Below are 14,613 nucleotides of genomic sequence, written 5' to 3' on the forward strand. Positions count from 1 at the left end.
AGATACTTTGCGAGCATTGCGTAAAACCTTTGCGCACTTTGCGGTTAAATCCCACAATACAAAAAAAATGCAGCCTTACCAGGGCTGCATTTTCAAAGTTGGTAACTAACCAAATAAACCACATGAAAATAGTCTATTATATTTTAAATTAAACTAGAAATAATAACGTTTAAAAGCTTCAATAGCCGAGTAATCTGCTAATCCTAAAGCGTGATATTTTTCAGCTGTTAATCTGTTTCTGTCTTCTACCCTTACCCAGAATTCCCTGCTGTCATCTCCCTGAAACATAACTCCGTCTTTTTGAGACTGATGATAAAAAATCGCATGACGTTTTTTCAATACCTGATCCGGGCTCATCGGAACCGCCATTTCAATTTGGTAGGATTCCCATTCATGCCAGGCTCCTCTGTATAACCAAACCCAGCAATCATCCATATAACTGTTGTGTTTTAATCGTTTTAAAGCTTCAAATAAACTATCCAGACAGACTTTATGCGTTCCGTGCGGGTCAGCTAAATCTCCTGCTGCATAAATTTGGTGCGGTTTAATTCTTTCGATGATATCACACATAATTTTGATATCTGCTTCGCCAAGATTATTCTTCTTCACTGTTCCGGTTTCATAAAAAGGAAGATCAAGGAAATTTACATTTGAATCCGGCAATCCTAAATAACGTGTTGCGGCTAAAGATTCACTTCTTCTAATCAAACCTTTTAATTTTCTTACTTCTAATGAATCAATATCATTGCTTTTTTTATTTCTAAGGAAGTTGATAATATTTTCAGATTCAATTGAATTAGCATTTAAAGCTTTTGAAATTTCAGCAAATTTTAAAGCCTCTTCATTAGAAACGGCAATATTTCCTGAAGTCTGATAAGCGATATGGACATCATGCCCCTGCTCTACCAATCGGTCAAAAGTTCCTCCCATCGAAATAACATCATCATCCGGATGTGGACTAAAAATGATAATTCGTTTTTTCTCCGGAGTCGCACGTTCTGGTCTGTAGGTATCATCTGCATTTGGTTTTCCACCTGGCCAGCCAGTAATTGTTTGCTGCATTTTGTTAAACATTTTTATGTTTAAATGATAAGCAGTTCCTTCTTCGGTCAAAACACTTGACATTCCGTTATCGTTATAATCTTTGTCTGTTAGTTTAAGGAAAGGCTTTTGAGTCAATTCGCTTAACCAGGCCACAGCTTTCAATTTTAATTCTTCTGTCCAGATAACCGATTTCACTAACCAGGGCGTTTTTACTCGGGTTAATTCTGATGAAGCTTCTGTATCTAAAACAAATGTAGTGTTGTTGTGCTGTTGCAGATAAGTAGCGGGTACTCTTGAAGAAATTTCCCCTTCAATTGTTTTTTTAATTATTTCTGCTTTGCTGATTCCCCATCCTAATAATACAATTCTTTTGGCATGTTTTACGGTACCAATTCCCATTGTAATGGCTTTTCTAGGCACGTTATCAATACCTAAAAACGAAGATGCTGCATCAACTCGCGTTAAGTGGTCCAGCGTAATACTTCTGGTTCCGGAATTGACGTGAGATCCCGGCTCATTAAATCCGATATGGCCCGTTCTTCCAATTCCTAAAAGCTGGAAATCCAATCCGCCATAATCTTTAATCTTCATTTCATAATCAATACAATATTGCTGAAGATCTTCATTGCTTACATTTCCGTCAGGAATATTAATATTTTGAGGTAGTATATTTACATGATCAAAAAGATGTTCGTGCATAAAGTGCCAGTAGCTCTGAATATTGTTTTTATCCATAGGATAATATTCATCTAAGTTGAAGGTTACCACGTTTGCAAAACTCAAACCTTCTTCTTTATGAAGTCGCACTAATTCTTCGTATACTTTTACGGGAGAAGATCCAGTTGCCAATCCTAACACACAAGGTTCGTTCAACTCTTCTTTTCTTTGAATGATGTTCGCGATTTCCTGAGCAACTAAAATGGAAGCTTCCTGAGACGAATCAAAAATCACATTATGAATCTTTTCAAAACGCGTTTCTTCAAACTTTCCAGCTTCTTTAAAATTTATACTTTCTTTAAACATTTATGTGTTGTCTTAATTTATTAGCATAAAATTATATAATACATGCGCTAAAAAATTAAAAATTCGACAGATGACTTGTAAGCTTCGGCAAAAAGCACAATTGGAAACTTAAATCAAATATGACATAGTAATTAAAGCTAATAATCAGATTGTTCTTATGTTTAAAAGTAAAAGGGATTATTTCTTTATAAATGAAATAATCCCTTTTTTATGTAGTCTCTGTGAAGCCCCCCTTTGAGCAAACTCTTTCCTTTTTTATGCTCTAACAGTAGCTGCCATAACGCTTCTCGATCTATATCTATTAAAAACTATAAAAATAAATCCCATAATAAATAGTAACGAAATGTTTGCTGCTCCAAGTAATAGCTGACTTTTAACAGCATATAAATTAACAAATCCATAGCTAAAAACGGAACTCACCATATACGTAGCTCCTCCTGTAAGTCCGCTTGCTATACCTGCATTTTTTGAAAAACGGCTTAGACAATACCCATAAATAACATTAAATATAAAACCTCCACAGAGATTTAGTCCCATTGTAAAACCAATTACTGTGTAAATATTACTTCCAAATTGTGCTGTAAAAATCATTAGCAACACTAACGCAAGTTGTACAGTAACAGCAATGGATACCTTTTTTGCTAAAGGTTTATGAATAAGAGATTTGGCAATGATACCACCCGTCATCACAGCTAAACCAGATAATAAAGAGCTATAACCTGTTGTAATGGCAGAATACCCAAATACACGTTCTATGATAAAAGGGCTAACCAAATTATAAATTACTACCAATCCAAAACAAATCCCCAGAATTACGATTCCTAACGTAAAATCAGCTGTTTTTAGCATACCTGAATAGGTTTGAGCAATCGATTTTAATTTAAAGGGATGAAAGTATTTTAACGATTCACCACTATATAAAAGTTCCAAAACCAGAAAAAGCAATGATAATCCGCCAAGGAAATAAAAATTCGATCTCCAGCCAAATAAACTCTGTAAATAACCTCCTAAAAACGGAGCCATGATTGGCGCACAGGCCCAAATAATAGAAAATAAACTGATATAACTTTTTAATTTATCTCCTGAATAAAGATCAACAAAGTAAGCACGTTTTGAGACTACAATAAAGGCAATCGCAATTCCCTGAATGACACGCATAGCGTATATGACATAAATATTAGGCACAAAAGCGATAACAAAACTGGTTGCTGAAAAGACAGCCAATGATGCAATGCTAATTTTAAAGCGCCCGAAACTATCCAATATACTGCCTATAAAAATTTGGCTTACTCCCAAACTGAACATAAAAAAAACTAATGAAAGCTGAATCGCGCCAGCTGTAACGTTTAAGTCTTTTGCCATAGCAGGAAGCGATGGTAAATAAATATCGGTTGCAAACCCTGATAAAGGTATAAGTGCCAAGGCTAAAAGGGTGCTGAAACCTTTATGGTTTTCTTCTAAATTTCTCATTTTGTAAAATTATTAATAATTAAAAAAGACCAATCGGTCTAAAATTGTTTAAAAAAAATACGTTATAAAACATATCTTTCAAATTCATTTTTGATGCTGTCCAGAACAATATTCATTTGATCATTGTTTCCAAATACTTTTCGGCACAAAATAGCGCCTTCTATCATTGCAAAAACCTTGATACTGTAATGCTCCGGATTTATTTCTGAAGACAATTCTTTTTTCTGAATTCCATCCTCTACTATAGTAAAAAATCTTTTCTGGGCAGAAAGAATGGCTTTTTTTACATGTTCTCTCATGACCGGATTTGTGTCATCCGCTTCTGTTCCAAAATTCAAAATCGGGCAACCTTCTGTCATATTTTTACCATTGCTATAAACATCCAGTAAATTAAATAGTTTCTCTTTAGCAGATTTGCCTTTGGAAGCAGCTACATCTAATTTGGAAGCTAATTGTGATCTTAAATATAAAAAAGACTCAATACAGATCTCTTCTTTATTCTCAAAATTACCATAGATTCCTCCTTTAGCCAGTTTTGTAGCCTCCATAATATCGCTTAAAGACGTACCGGCCATGCCTTTCTTATTAATAAGAGGCGCCGACGTTTCAATTATAAATTGTCTGGTTCTTTCTGCTTTACTCATGATTTCCAAATTCTACGTTGCAAATATAGACCGTTCGGTCTTTATTTTGCAACTTTTTTAACTTTAATTTTAAAAAGGGATTCTTTTACCCTTTTAAATCATCAAAATATGTTGTGGTTTCTTGTATTAGGGAGTGCATTAATTCGGTGGCTTTTGTATGTTTTAAAATGGGTGCAATTTGTCCACCCCAAAACAAAATCATATCCCATTTTTCCTGATCAAGTGCGGCTTTACGCAAGGGTGACATAAAAGTTGTTTGCAGTGGGAATGGCAAAACACTCGCTTCTTTCCCTATAATTTCCTTTGCAATTCTACTGGTTATTCCACGACCCAATCTTCCTGTATAGGCGCGTGATAATGTCGTATATTTTGCGGCATCTGAGAATAACATTTCCTTATGAATTGGCAATGCATTTGATTCGTCAACAGCTAAAAAAGCAGTTCCAATTTGCGCTGCACTTGCTCCCAAAGCTAATGCTGCTGCAACTCCTTTTCCATTTGCGATTCCGCCTGCTGCTATCACCGGAATTTTTACTTTTTCCCTAATCAATTGTAATAAAACAAAAGTTCCCGTAACCGATGCTTCAGCCGAAGCTAAAAAGGAAGGTCGGTGTCCGCCAGCTTCAAAACCGGAAGCTATAATCATATCGACGCCTGAATTTTCTAAAAAAATAGCTTCGTCTACCGTTGTTGCTGCTCCAACTGTTACAATACCTAATTTTCGGGCTTGTTCTAAAACATCAACCGGTAATGCACCAAACATAAAACTGAATACTTTTGGACGAACGTCTAAGATCACTTGCAATTGATTTTCAAATCTGGATTGAAATGACGCTGGTTTCTCCGGTAACGGAATTCCAACTTCATCATAATAAGGTTTAAATAATGCTGCAGCTTTACTGAATTGTTCCTCTGTTAAACCAGCTTCAGGAATATCATGATCAGAAACCCAAAGATTAATGTTATACGGTTTATCAGTTACGGCTTTTATTTGTTTATCAACCTCAAAAATTTCCTGAGGTGTCATTGTATAGGCACCGTAACCACCCAGTCCGCCTGCGTTTGAAACCGCTGCGGTCAAGGCTACAGAGGATAAATTACCTCCAAATGGTCCTTGTAATATTGGATATTGAATTCCAAGTAATTCTGTTGCTTTTGTATTGTACCACATGACTTTACTTTTTAAAGTTATTCACTTACATTGGTCAGCATTTTATTGACAATATACCATTTGCCATTAATCTTATGGAAAGATAAAAAATCCCGATAATTAAACTCATACATTTTTAAATTAATCTCTGCCATCGCAATTGAGTTTACGACTTTTATATTCAGAATTTCGCCTTTATAAGGTTTGCCTGAATCTTTCGGACTTTGTCTGTTTTTTACGCCATTCAAATAAAGATCGGCTGTTTTAAAGTAAGGTTGTCCGTTTATATCTCCATAAACTAATGTTCCGGGATAAAAAATGCTTTCCAACAATATGGCATCTCCTTCATAAACGCCTTTAAAATAATAATTTTCTATTGCATCTGTAATTGCTGATACATCTTCTTTCTGATTTTCCATTTTGATATTATTTTGTGCTTTTATGTCCTGTACATTATTGAGCATTAAAGCGATTACTAAAATTACTTTTGATACTAACAATTTTGATTTTTGCAGTTTCATGATTTTTAAGTTTATAATTACACTACAAATTTCAAAAGAAACAGTGAGAAGACTACGTGATCTACATCACTTAAATATTATTATTTAGATTTTATTCTCGGATCAAATTGCTTATCCAGATAGTCTAAACCAAGAGGACCTATGGCATATACCTGAGTAATATATTCACCCGATTTAGCAAAATGAAAATGAGGAGTATTTCCCGGTAATACCACTACTGAACCAGGCGGATAGGCTTTTAAATTATTTTCATCATACTTGTCGCCTATTCCAATATAAAAGATACCTGAAACTACCGTATAAATCCTGTCTTCAGGATGTAGGTGTGGCATTATCTTTTCGCCGTTGGGTACTTTTACCCGAACAATAAAGGGTTCTTCTTTAGTTGGATTACCCACTAAAATGGCCAGTTTTACTTTTTGAGGAAAAGCTGGAAATGAAGTCCAGACTATATTTTCCGGATTAATAAAATTAAATTCTTTAGTACTTAGTCCTTGTGCAGCACTTAGGTTAGCAAAAATAAAAAATAGCACTAAGATACTATTAAAGAATATTTTAGATCTCATAACAAATCTATTTAAATATTAAAAAAAGATTTGGTACAGCTGTTTTTCAACCATACCAAATCATTACTTATTTTATTTTTGATAATAATTTAGTAGCTACTTCCTCAGAAGACTGTGGATTTTGACCTGTCAACAATAAGCCATCTTCTACTACATATGAACTCCAATCAGAACCCTGAGAATATTTACCTCCTCGTTCTTTTAATTTATCTTCTAATAAAAAGGGTACTACTTTGGTTAATCCAACGGCTGCTTCTTCATTATTGGTAAAACCTGTCACTTTTTTTCCTGCAATTAGATATTTTCCGCTTTTGTCTTTAACATTTACCAAAGCTGCAGGTGCATGACATACAAAAGCGATTGGTTTGCTATTATTGTAAAAATCCTGAATAAGTTTTATCGAATTTTTATCAGTAGCCAAATCCCACATTGGACCGTGACCTCCAGGATAGAAAACCGCTTTGAAATCTTTTTGTTTTACACTGGTAATTTTCACTGTATTTGCCAAGGCATTTTGCGCCTTTTGATCTGCATAAAAGCGTTTAGTTGCCGGAGTTTGAAAGGATGGATCATTACTTTTGGGATCAATTGGAGCCTGTCCACCATTTGGAGTAGCAATTACGACTTCAATTCCTTTATCTAAAAAGTAAAAATAAGGTGTTGCAAATTCTTCAATCCATGAACCGGTTAATTCCCCAGTGTCACCTAATTTATTGTGTGAAGTTAAAACAAACAATACTTTTGTTTTTTTGTTTTCCTGCGCAATAACCGCTAGATTACTTATTGCAAAAAGCGCAATAAATACTGATTTCATTATATTTTTCATTTTTCTTATTATTTATGCTTCAACACTTTGTATTGCTACAAAGCATCGAAGCAGTTATTATTTTTTTTTAAATTAATTTAAGTTGTGACCAGCAGCTTTACCTCCATCAACATTGATAATTGATCCGGTGATAAAATTGCTTTTTGCTACAGTATAAACCATTTCGGCAACATCTTCTATTTCCCCTACTCTGTTTAACAAGTGCAGACCTGCATTTTGATCGGCTTTATCACCGTGCATCGGCGTTCTGATAACGCCTGGAGCAACTGTATTAAAACGAATGTTACGTTTTCCAAATTCTGCTGCCAATTGAACTGTTAAGGCATGAATTGCACCTTTACTCGATACTGGTGCCGATGCCGGCCATCCGCCTAATCCGTGATTTACTAATGGTGTTCCGATGTTAATTACAACACCACCTTTTTGTTCTAACATTTGAGGAACAACGGCTTGCGTAGTAAAATAAGTTCCTTTTAAGTTTGTTGTCAAAAACTTGTCTAAGTAAGCCTCATCCACTTCCAAAAAGGGTCTGCTGTCAAAGATTCCGGCATTGTTTACCAACACATCTACAGACCCAAATTTTTCGATTGCGATTTTTACCAGTTGTTCACCTGTATTTTTATCGCTGATATCTCCGGCGTACATTGCCAGATTATCTCCTGCTCCAAATTCGTTGTAAGCGCTTTCTAATGAAGCCGGAGTTACTGAATTGATTACTACATTATCGCCTCTGTCTAAAAAGTATTTAGCGATTCCTTTTCCGATACCAGATGCTGCACCTGTTACGATTATGGTTTGTTTTTTCATGATATTTATTTTTTATCGGCTGTAATGCCTTTTTCTCTTAATACTGATACTTGTTCTCCTGCATAACCCCAATCGTCTAAATCTACTTCCTGAATCACGATATGAGTTAAGTGCGGGTCTTTGTTTAATACGTCTGTAATCAGATTGGTTATACCACTGATTAATTCCTGTTTTTGCTCGCGGGTTACTCCTTCGCGAGTCAATTCGATTTTTACGTACGGCATGGCTTTAGTTTTTAGCTTGTTCTGAAAAGATGGCTTCGGCAGTGATATTAAAATCTAGTTCGAAGTCGTTATAAATTAAGGTATCTCCTAAATCTTTAAAGAAATTCCCTGAACGGAATCTGATATCATATTTAGTACGATCAATTACCAGTTTACCTGAAAGGGTAATGTTATTTTTATTGTTTTCAACCGTTGCTTCAAAACCAACAACGTGAGTAATATCTTTTATGGTAAGATTACCTTCCAGATAATAAGTGCTGTCTGATACTTCTCTAACAGTAAGAATATCAAAAGAGGCAGTAGGGAATTTTTCGATTGAGAAAAAATCATCTGAGGCAAGATGACCAGCGAATTGTGCATTTGTTGCCGGATCTGTTACATCCAGAATTTTAATTGAAGAAGTGTTGATGACAACATTACCTTCTTTTATTATCCCATCATTAAAGACGAAATTACCTTCTTTGATACCAATTGTACCATTATGAGCACCGGTAACTTTTCTACCAGTCCATTCTACGTTGCTATTTGAGCTTACGATTTTAAAATTTGTTGTTTCCATTTTTATTGTATTTAAAAGTACAATACAAAGGAACGGCGACTATGAAAATTGGTTACGTGATGTAGATCACATTCTGATTTTTGGGTTAAATCAGGAAATTATGTTGGTTTTGTTATATGAATCAATCATTTGCGTTGGCGTTAACTGGACTAAAGTCCAGCCCTACAAAATAAACCGTTCCTCCGGAACTTTACCGAACTTTACGAGAAAGAGCCTTCGGCTCTAAATATATTGTAGGGCTGGACTTCAGTCCAGTCAGACGTATGCAAATCCATTCATTTTGATTACATCTCCTTTTAAGAGCTATGCAATCGGCTTAAAGTTTCTCTTGAAACTCCGAGATATGCCGCAATTAAATGTTTTGGGACAAGATTGTATAATTGAGGATATAATGCCAAAAGCTCCTCATACCTTTTTTTGACATTATTATTCATAAAGGACAAAAGCCTTTTCTGAGAAGCGATATAACCTCTGTTCGTTCGCCAGCGGAAAAAATGTTCTAACTGATGGAATTCACTACAAAGTTTTTCGCGATCTTCACTAGAAAGGCAAAGCACTTCTGCATCTGTAATACAATCAACACTTATGGTAGCAGGTGTCTGATTGTATAAAGCAGCATAATCAGAAGCCCACCAGGTTGGCATGGCAAACTGCAATATGTACATTTTAATTTCGTCATTAATGAAGAACGCTTTCAGACAACCCGAAATGACAAAATATTCGCAATCTACTTTATCACCTTCACCAATAATAACCTGTCCTTTTTTGAAAGATTGTGGTTTAAAATGAGAAAAAATATAAGCGAAGTCTTCATCTGTCAATGAAGCTATTTTAGCAATATGTTGTTGTAAGAGTTCTTTGGCTTCCATTTTTTAAAATCTGAATAAATCTTTTGTAAAGTTATAAAATCTGTTGAACTTATTGATTGCCTATTTGGAAGCTAAAATTGTCCGCTTCGACAAAAAAGCACTATTTTTTTTGATACATCTAATAGAAATTTGTCCTGTTTAACAACTTAAAAATTTAAAATCATGAATGCAAAAACAACAAAAATTATTTATTGGACCGGTGTTATTTTAACTTCTTTATGGTTTGGCGCCAGCGGTTTTTTCGAACTTACAACCAATCCAATTGTCTGGGGAATTACACAACAATTAGGTTATCCGGAACATTTTATTTACTTGCTTGGGGTATTTAAAGTTGCCGGCGTAATTACCTTATTAATTCCGAATAAATTATTGCGATTGAAAGAATGGGTATTTGCGGGTATTTTCTTTGACATTACTTTCGCCTTCTTTTCAAAATTAGCTGTATTAGGCTTTTCTGCAACAATCGATGCCATTATTGCTTTTGTAATGGTGAGTGTAACTTATTTTATGTTTAGAAAGTTATATAGTGTTCAATATATTGCGACTGCTGCAGAATAACTTATTTCAATACCATTCTAAAAAGCCTGAGATTTATTCTTAGGCTTTTTGTTTTTTTACCATTGAGCTTTTAAACAAATAAATTTGAGCTTTTCAGCAAAACAACAAACATTGCTTCCGACGTAATTTTGTAATGAACAATTAAATACAATTACAATGAAAAAAATATGGTTTATTACAGGAAGCTCAAGAGGATTAGGACGTAATCTTACGGAAGCAGTTTTAGAAAGTGGTGATAAAGTTGTAGCAACAGCTCGCGATATCAATCAATTAAACGATTTGAAAGACCGTTTTAAAGATCAAATTTTTCCATTAGCATTAGATGTAACCAACTACGAACAAGTATATAGCGCGGTTAAAACGGCAGCGGAACATTTTGGAAGAATAGATGTATTGGTAAACAATGCCGGATTCGGAATCATTGGTGCGGCTGAAGCTTATACTGATTTCTATGATAAAACCAAATCTTTTTGATAAGGGATTTGGTTTTTTATTACCGCAAAAACTCGATGGATTATTTTATTTCTCACAGCGTTTAAAACGCTCATTTTATTCTTTCCTTCATCAACTTTTCTAATGTAGTATGTTCTTAAATCATTATCTGATCGGACCGCACTCATCGCTGCCAGATGCAGAATAGTTTTTAGATTTTTATCAGCAAGCATTGATACTCCAGGCCTTCTTTTTAATGATGTTCCAGATTGAAAATCAAAAGGAACTACTCCACTGTAACATGCCATTTTCCTAGGATCAGTTATAGTTGTGAATCCTTCTGTTTTTGACAACAATGTCCATGATAAAACCTGACCTACTCCAGGAACAGATTTAATCAATTTCTGTTGTTGATTAAGACTCTCTTGGTTTTGGATTATATTTTCAATATCATTTTCTATTATCTTAATTTGGACGTCAATATCTTTAATAAGCTTAATATTTAAGTCTTTTAGCTGTTTATCTAAGCCAATACTTTTCATGAGTTTGTAATCATGCTGCTGCACTATTAGCTGCTTTTTAATCTTTATTCTTGAAGCTCTTTCGGTTAATAGTATTTTTATCTTTTTAATCGAACAAGAACCTGGCTTCCATTCTCTGCTTTCCTGATGATTTTTTTCGATGAAATTACAAATGCGAAGAGCATCAATTTTATCATTTTTACCTCTAACAAGTCCTATACTTTTTTTGATATGTAAAGCTGATATTACATAAACTTTAAAATCAAATTTTTCAAGCACTTCAAACAGATTCCAATTATATCTGCCTGTGTTTTCCATAGCTATAATTACCTTTTCTCCCGAGTAGCTTTTCAAGAAACGTTTAATAACAGGTACTTTATTTTCAATGGAAAAGTAGCTTACTGTCTCATTTTTAATACAGATATCTAAAGTCTTACTGCTGATATCAATGCCAATAATAATGTTTTTCATAACTTTGCTTTTACGATTCAACAAATGATTTGAGAAATTCATCATAAGCTCAACTCCTTGATAACGGGTCTCTAGCCCAAATTTCTATCTGAGTCTTTGATGAAAGGGAAGCGAAAGTCTTAATCAAGATATGAGTCACAAACTCAGAGGAACGAATAGTTTACTTTTGCTTCCTTTCTCAATCATAAATTTAATTAAATTTCAAAAAGCAAATCTAAAGGAGGAACAAGTTAGAAGTCAGTTGGAAACCAATTTATACGCACCAATTGAAATTACACGCGCCGTATTACCTTATATGCGCAAACAAGGTTCAGGAAGAATTTTACAAATCAGTTCTATTGGTGGACGCGTTGGTAATCCAGGTTTAACGATGTATCAGGCGGCAAAATTTGGTTTAAGTGGCTTTACTGAAGCTTTGGCTAAGGAAGTTGCCCCGCTTGGAATATTCGTAACAAGTGTTGAACCAGGTGGTTTCCGTACGGATTGGGCTGGAGCTTCTATGTCGTATGCAGCTGAAATCGAAGGCTACGAAATGGTAAAACAACGTACTGATTTTTTCAAAGGAGGAAAATTTGTTGCTGTCGGAGATCCTGAAAAAGCAGCAAAAGTGATGGTTGATTTAGCTTCCCATCCAAACCCACCAGTGCATTTGGTACTAGGAAGTGAAGCAATTGGTATTTTAAAAAATGCTGATCAAAGCCGAACAGAAGAAATGGAAAAATGGATCGATATTAGTTTATCCACAGACCATGATGATGCCGGAAGTTTCTTTGATACAGCACAGGGAAAATGGTATACCAATAATGGTAAAAAACAATAATTTAAAGGTATTTTGAAGAGGGCAGTTATCCATAATTACTGCCCTTTTTTTTATAAATTTGTGATATGAACGATTCAAAAATAAATCAAAAGACGTCTCCAATTGCTTATTCCTGCTACTATACCCAAAATCGGGAGGGCGAACAATTTGCTGCAGAACATGTTTTAAGTTTTCAGATTTCGGGAATACTTACTTTAAATAATGGAAATCAGGAATATGTTTTCAAACCCGGAGATTTTCGATTTATCAAAAGGAATCAGCTTATCAAATTCAACAAACAACCCGATCCTAATACTGCCTTTCAGTCCATTTCCATTTATCTCAATCAGGAAGCATTACGTGATTTCTCCATAAAACACAATCTGAAAACCAGTTTAATTAAAAGTCCTGAAAGTGAAACGGTCTTTCAGTTAAAAGAAGTTCCGTTGCTTAAAAGTTTAATGGATTCACTGATTCCTTACATCAACGAAGATCAATTAATTACAGAAGAACTTCAAGCTTTAAAAGTAAATGAAGCTATCAATATTTTACTGCAATGCAAACCGGAGCTCAAGGATATTTTATTTGATTTTAATGAACCCGGCAAAATAGATCTGGAAGCTTTCATGAAAAAGAATTTTCATTTTAATGTGCAATTAGAACGTTTTGCTTATTTAACCGGTCGCAGTCTGGCTACTTTTAAACGTGATTTTCAACGTATTTTTGACATTTCACCAAGTCGATGGTTACTACAAAAAAGATTACAGCAAGCTTATTATCTTATCAAAGAAAAAGGAAAAACACCATCTGAAGTTTATTTGGAAGTGGGCTTTGAGGATTTGTCTCATTTCTCCTTCGCCTTTAAAAAACAATACGGATTGTCTCCTTCTAAGGTTATTTAGTTTTGTTTCAAGTTTTCTTTGTTTCAGGTTTCAAGTTGATATAGCATGTCATTCTCATAAATATTAATTACCGAAACAACTCTGTAAAGTATTATCAATTTATTTCGACTTTATTATCTACTCCTTCGTTCAAGTGATAATATTGGGTAAATATCTATGCGATTTCTCATTTCGCAAGCGTCACAACCTGAAACCTGAAACAAAGAAAACCTGAAACTTTCTTCGTTCCAAAGATTGGTCTATTCAACTGCCAATATGGACACTTGACATTTTTTCGCTTTAAAAACAGTTACTGTGATTTTACCTTTGAGTAAATAAACAGAATGTCAAATTTTAAAAATAGAAATTATGAAAAATAGTATCCTAATCTTCTTCGCTATAACCCTTTCCTCCCTCTTCTTTTTAGATTGTTTTATGTTTCCCGAAAGCGAAATAGCAGGGAGTTTTAAAACTACAAAAAACAAAATAGAAACCATCAACAAAAATGGTTTTGCTGTTGTTGAACTCTTTACTTCAGAAGGCTGTTCGAGCTGTCCTCCTGCTGATGAATTATTGGCAAAATTGCAGCGTGAAGCCGGAGAAAAAAATATTTATTTCCTGGCTTACCATGTAGATTATTGGGATCGTTTGGGCTGGAAAGATCAATTTAGTTCAAATGAATTTACAAAGCGTCAACAAAAATATCAGGATTGGCTTAATTTGTATGTGATGTATACGCCGCAATTCATCATCAACGGAACTACAGAATTTGCAGGTTACAATGAAACAGCCTTATACGGAAAAGTTTCAAATGCCTTAGAAGCTAAAACAACGGCTAATTTAGACCTAACAGTAAAAACTACTAAAGATTCTCTACAAATTAATTATACAACCAATATGCTTCAAAAAGATGCTAATTTGGTTGTAGCTACTATTCAGAAGCAAGCCACTTCAAAAGTATTTCGTGGAGAAAACCAAGGTGCTACCCTTCATCATGTTCAGATTGTAAAACAGCTTAATTCTTTTCAACTAACTCAAAAAGAAGGAAACATAATGATCGTACAACCAGACAATTTCAATTCAAAAGATTTCGAAATAATTGCTTTCATTCAAAATACTAAGACGGGCCAAATATTACAAACAACAAAAGCCGATTTACACTTATAAATCGGCGTTTTAATTACATATATTTATAGCCACAGATTAAAAGATTTAAAAGATTAATCAATTTAATCTGTGAAATCTGTG

Annotated in this window: 17 protein-coding genes; 5 read left to right on the forward strand and 12 right to left on the reverse strand. The window is 34.4% G+C overall.

Going from position 1 to position 14,613, the window contains the following annotated elements:
* Window positions 1-153: 153 nt before the first annotated feature.
* The 11 genes from nagB to AC3ITQ_RS17690 form a co-directional block, all read right to left on the reverse strand.
* Entirely contained in the window at window positions 154-2,067 is a 1,914-nt protein-coding gene (nagB, locus tag AC3ITQ_RS17640; protein ID WP_489235445.1) for a glucosamine-6-phosphate deaminase, read from the reverse strand.
* Between the two features lie 255 nt (window positions 2,068-2,322).
* On the reverse strand, window positions 2,323-3,537 hold the full coding sequence (locus AC3ITQ_RS17645) for an MFS transporter (protein WP_489235446.1): 1,215 nt from the start codon (window positions 3,535-3,537) through the stop codon (window positions 2,323-2,325).
* Window positions 3,538-3,599: 62 nt separating this feature from the next.
* Window positions 3,600-4,181, reverse strand: a complete 582-nt coding sequence (locus AC3ITQ_RS17650) for a TetR/AcrR family transcriptional regulator (RefSeq protein ID WP_489235447.1) — start codon at window positions 4,179-4,181, stop codon at window positions 3,600-3,602.
* Window positions 4,182-4,266: 85 nt separating this feature from the next.
* Window positions 4,267-5,352: an NAD(P)H-dependent flavin oxidoreductase gene (locus tag AC3ITQ_RS17655; protein WP_489235448.1), complete on the reverse strand. Its 1,086-nt coding sequence runs from the start codon at window positions 5,350-5,352 to the stop codon at window positions 4,267-4,269.
* Window positions 5,353-5,369: 17 nt separating this feature from the next.
* Complete coding sequence (locus tag AC3ITQ_RS17660) at window positions 5,370-5,852, reverse strand: nuclear transport factor 2 family protein (RefSeq protein ID WP_489235449.1); 483 nt, start codon at window positions 5,850-5,852, stop codon at window positions 5,370-5,372.
* Window positions 5,853-5,932: 80 nt separating this feature from the next.
* Window positions 5,933-6,418: a cupin domain-containing protein gene (locus AC3ITQ_RS17665; RefSeq protein WP_489235450.1), complete on the reverse strand. Its 486-nt coding sequence runs from the start codon at window positions 6,416-6,418 to the stop codon at window positions 5,933-5,935.
* A 67-nt stretch (window positions 6,419-6,485) separates the two neighbouring features.
* Window positions 6,486-7,232 carry a type 1 glutamine amidotransferase domain-containing protein gene (locus AC3ITQ_RS17670; protein WP_489235451.1) on the reverse strand — a complete coding sequence of 249 codons (747 nt, stop codon included), beginning with the start codon at window positions 7,230-7,232 and terminating at the stop codon, window positions 6,486-6,488.
* An 84-nt stretch (window positions 7,233-7,316) separates the two neighbouring features.
* A complete protein-coding gene (locus tag AC3ITQ_RS17675) occupies window positions 7,317-8,051 on the reverse strand; it encodes an SDR family NAD(P)-dependent oxidoreductase (protein WP_489235452.1) in 735 nt (244 codons plus the stop codon).
* Window positions 8,052-8,056: 5 nt separating this feature from the next.
* On the reverse strand, window positions 8,057-8,275 hold the full coding sequence (locus AC3ITQ_RS17680) for a tautomerase family protein (RefSeq protein WP_072973910.1): 219 nt from the start codon (window positions 8,273-8,275) through the stop codon (window positions 8,057-8,059).
* A gap of 4 nt (window positions 8,276-8,279) precedes the next feature.
* Entirely contained in the window at window positions 8,280-8,834 is a 555-nt protein-coding gene (locus AC3ITQ_RS17685; RefSeq protein ID WP_489235453.1) for a YceI family protein, read from the reverse strand.
* A 296-nt stretch (window positions 8,835-9,130) separates the two neighbouring features.
* Window positions 9,131-9,703, reverse strand: coding sequence for a Crp/Fnr family transcriptional regulator (locus AC3ITQ_RS17690; protein ID WP_489235454.1), 573 nt, complete (start codon window positions 9,701-9,703; stop codon window positions 9,131-9,133).
* Window positions 9,704-9,865: 162 nt separating this feature from the next.
* On the opposite strand from AC3ITQ_RS17690, the gene AC3ITQ_RS17695 reads away from it, so the two are divergent.
* Together AC3ITQ_RS17695 and AC3ITQ_RS17700 are read left to right on the forward strand one after the other, a co-directional pair.
* Complete coding sequence (locus AC3ITQ_RS17695; RefSeq protein WP_489235455.1) at window positions 9,866-10,261, forward strand: DoxX family protein; 396 nt, start codon at window positions 9,866-9,868, stop codon at window positions 10,259-10,261.
* 156 nt (window positions 10,262-10,417) lie between these two features.
* Complete coding sequence (locus AC3ITQ_RS17700; protein WP_489235456.1) at window positions 10,418-10,735, forward strand: SDR family NAD(P)-dependent oxidoreductase; 318 nt, start codon at window positions 10,418-10,420, stop codon at window positions 10,733-10,735.
* Here AC3ITQ_RS17700 and AC3ITQ_RS17705 read toward each other — a convergent pair.
* A complete protein-coding gene (locus AC3ITQ_RS17705; protein WP_489235457.1) occupies window positions 10,711-11,685 on the reverse strand; it encodes an IS110 family RNA-guided transposase in 975 nt (324 codons plus the stop codon). The two genes, AC3ITQ_RS17700 and AC3ITQ_RS17705, sit on opposite strands and share 25 nt — an antisense overlap.
* Before the next feature lie 130 nt (window positions 11,686-11,815).
* On the opposite strand from AC3ITQ_RS17705, the gene AC3ITQ_RS17710 reads away from it, so the two are divergent.
* The 3 genes from AC3ITQ_RS17710 (at window position 11,816) to AC3ITQ_RS17720 (ending at window position 14,532) form a co-directional block, all read left to right on the forward strand.
* Window positions 11,816-12,505: an SDR family NAD(P)-dependent oxidoreductase gene (locus AC3ITQ_RS17710; protein WP_489235458.1), complete on the forward strand. Its 690-nt coding sequence runs from the start codon at window positions 11,816-11,818 to the stop codon at window positions 12,503-12,505.
* A 65-nt stretch (window positions 12,506-12,570) separates the two neighbouring features.
* A complete protein-coding gene (locus AC3ITQ_RS17715; protein WP_489235459.1) occupies window positions 12,571-13,386 on the forward strand; it encodes a helix-turn-helix domain-containing protein in 816 nt (271 codons plus the stop codon).
* 348 nt (window positions 13,387-13,734) lie between these two features.
* Complete coding sequence (locus tag AC3ITQ_RS17720; protein ID WP_489235460.1) at window positions 13,735-14,532, forward strand: DUF1223 domain-containing protein; 798 nt, start codon at window positions 13,735-13,737, stop codon at window positions 14,530-14,532.
* Window positions 14,533-14,613: the final 81 nt, after the last annotated feature.

The sequence above is a fragment of the Flavobacterium sp. KH_001 genome (assembly GCF_057840745.1).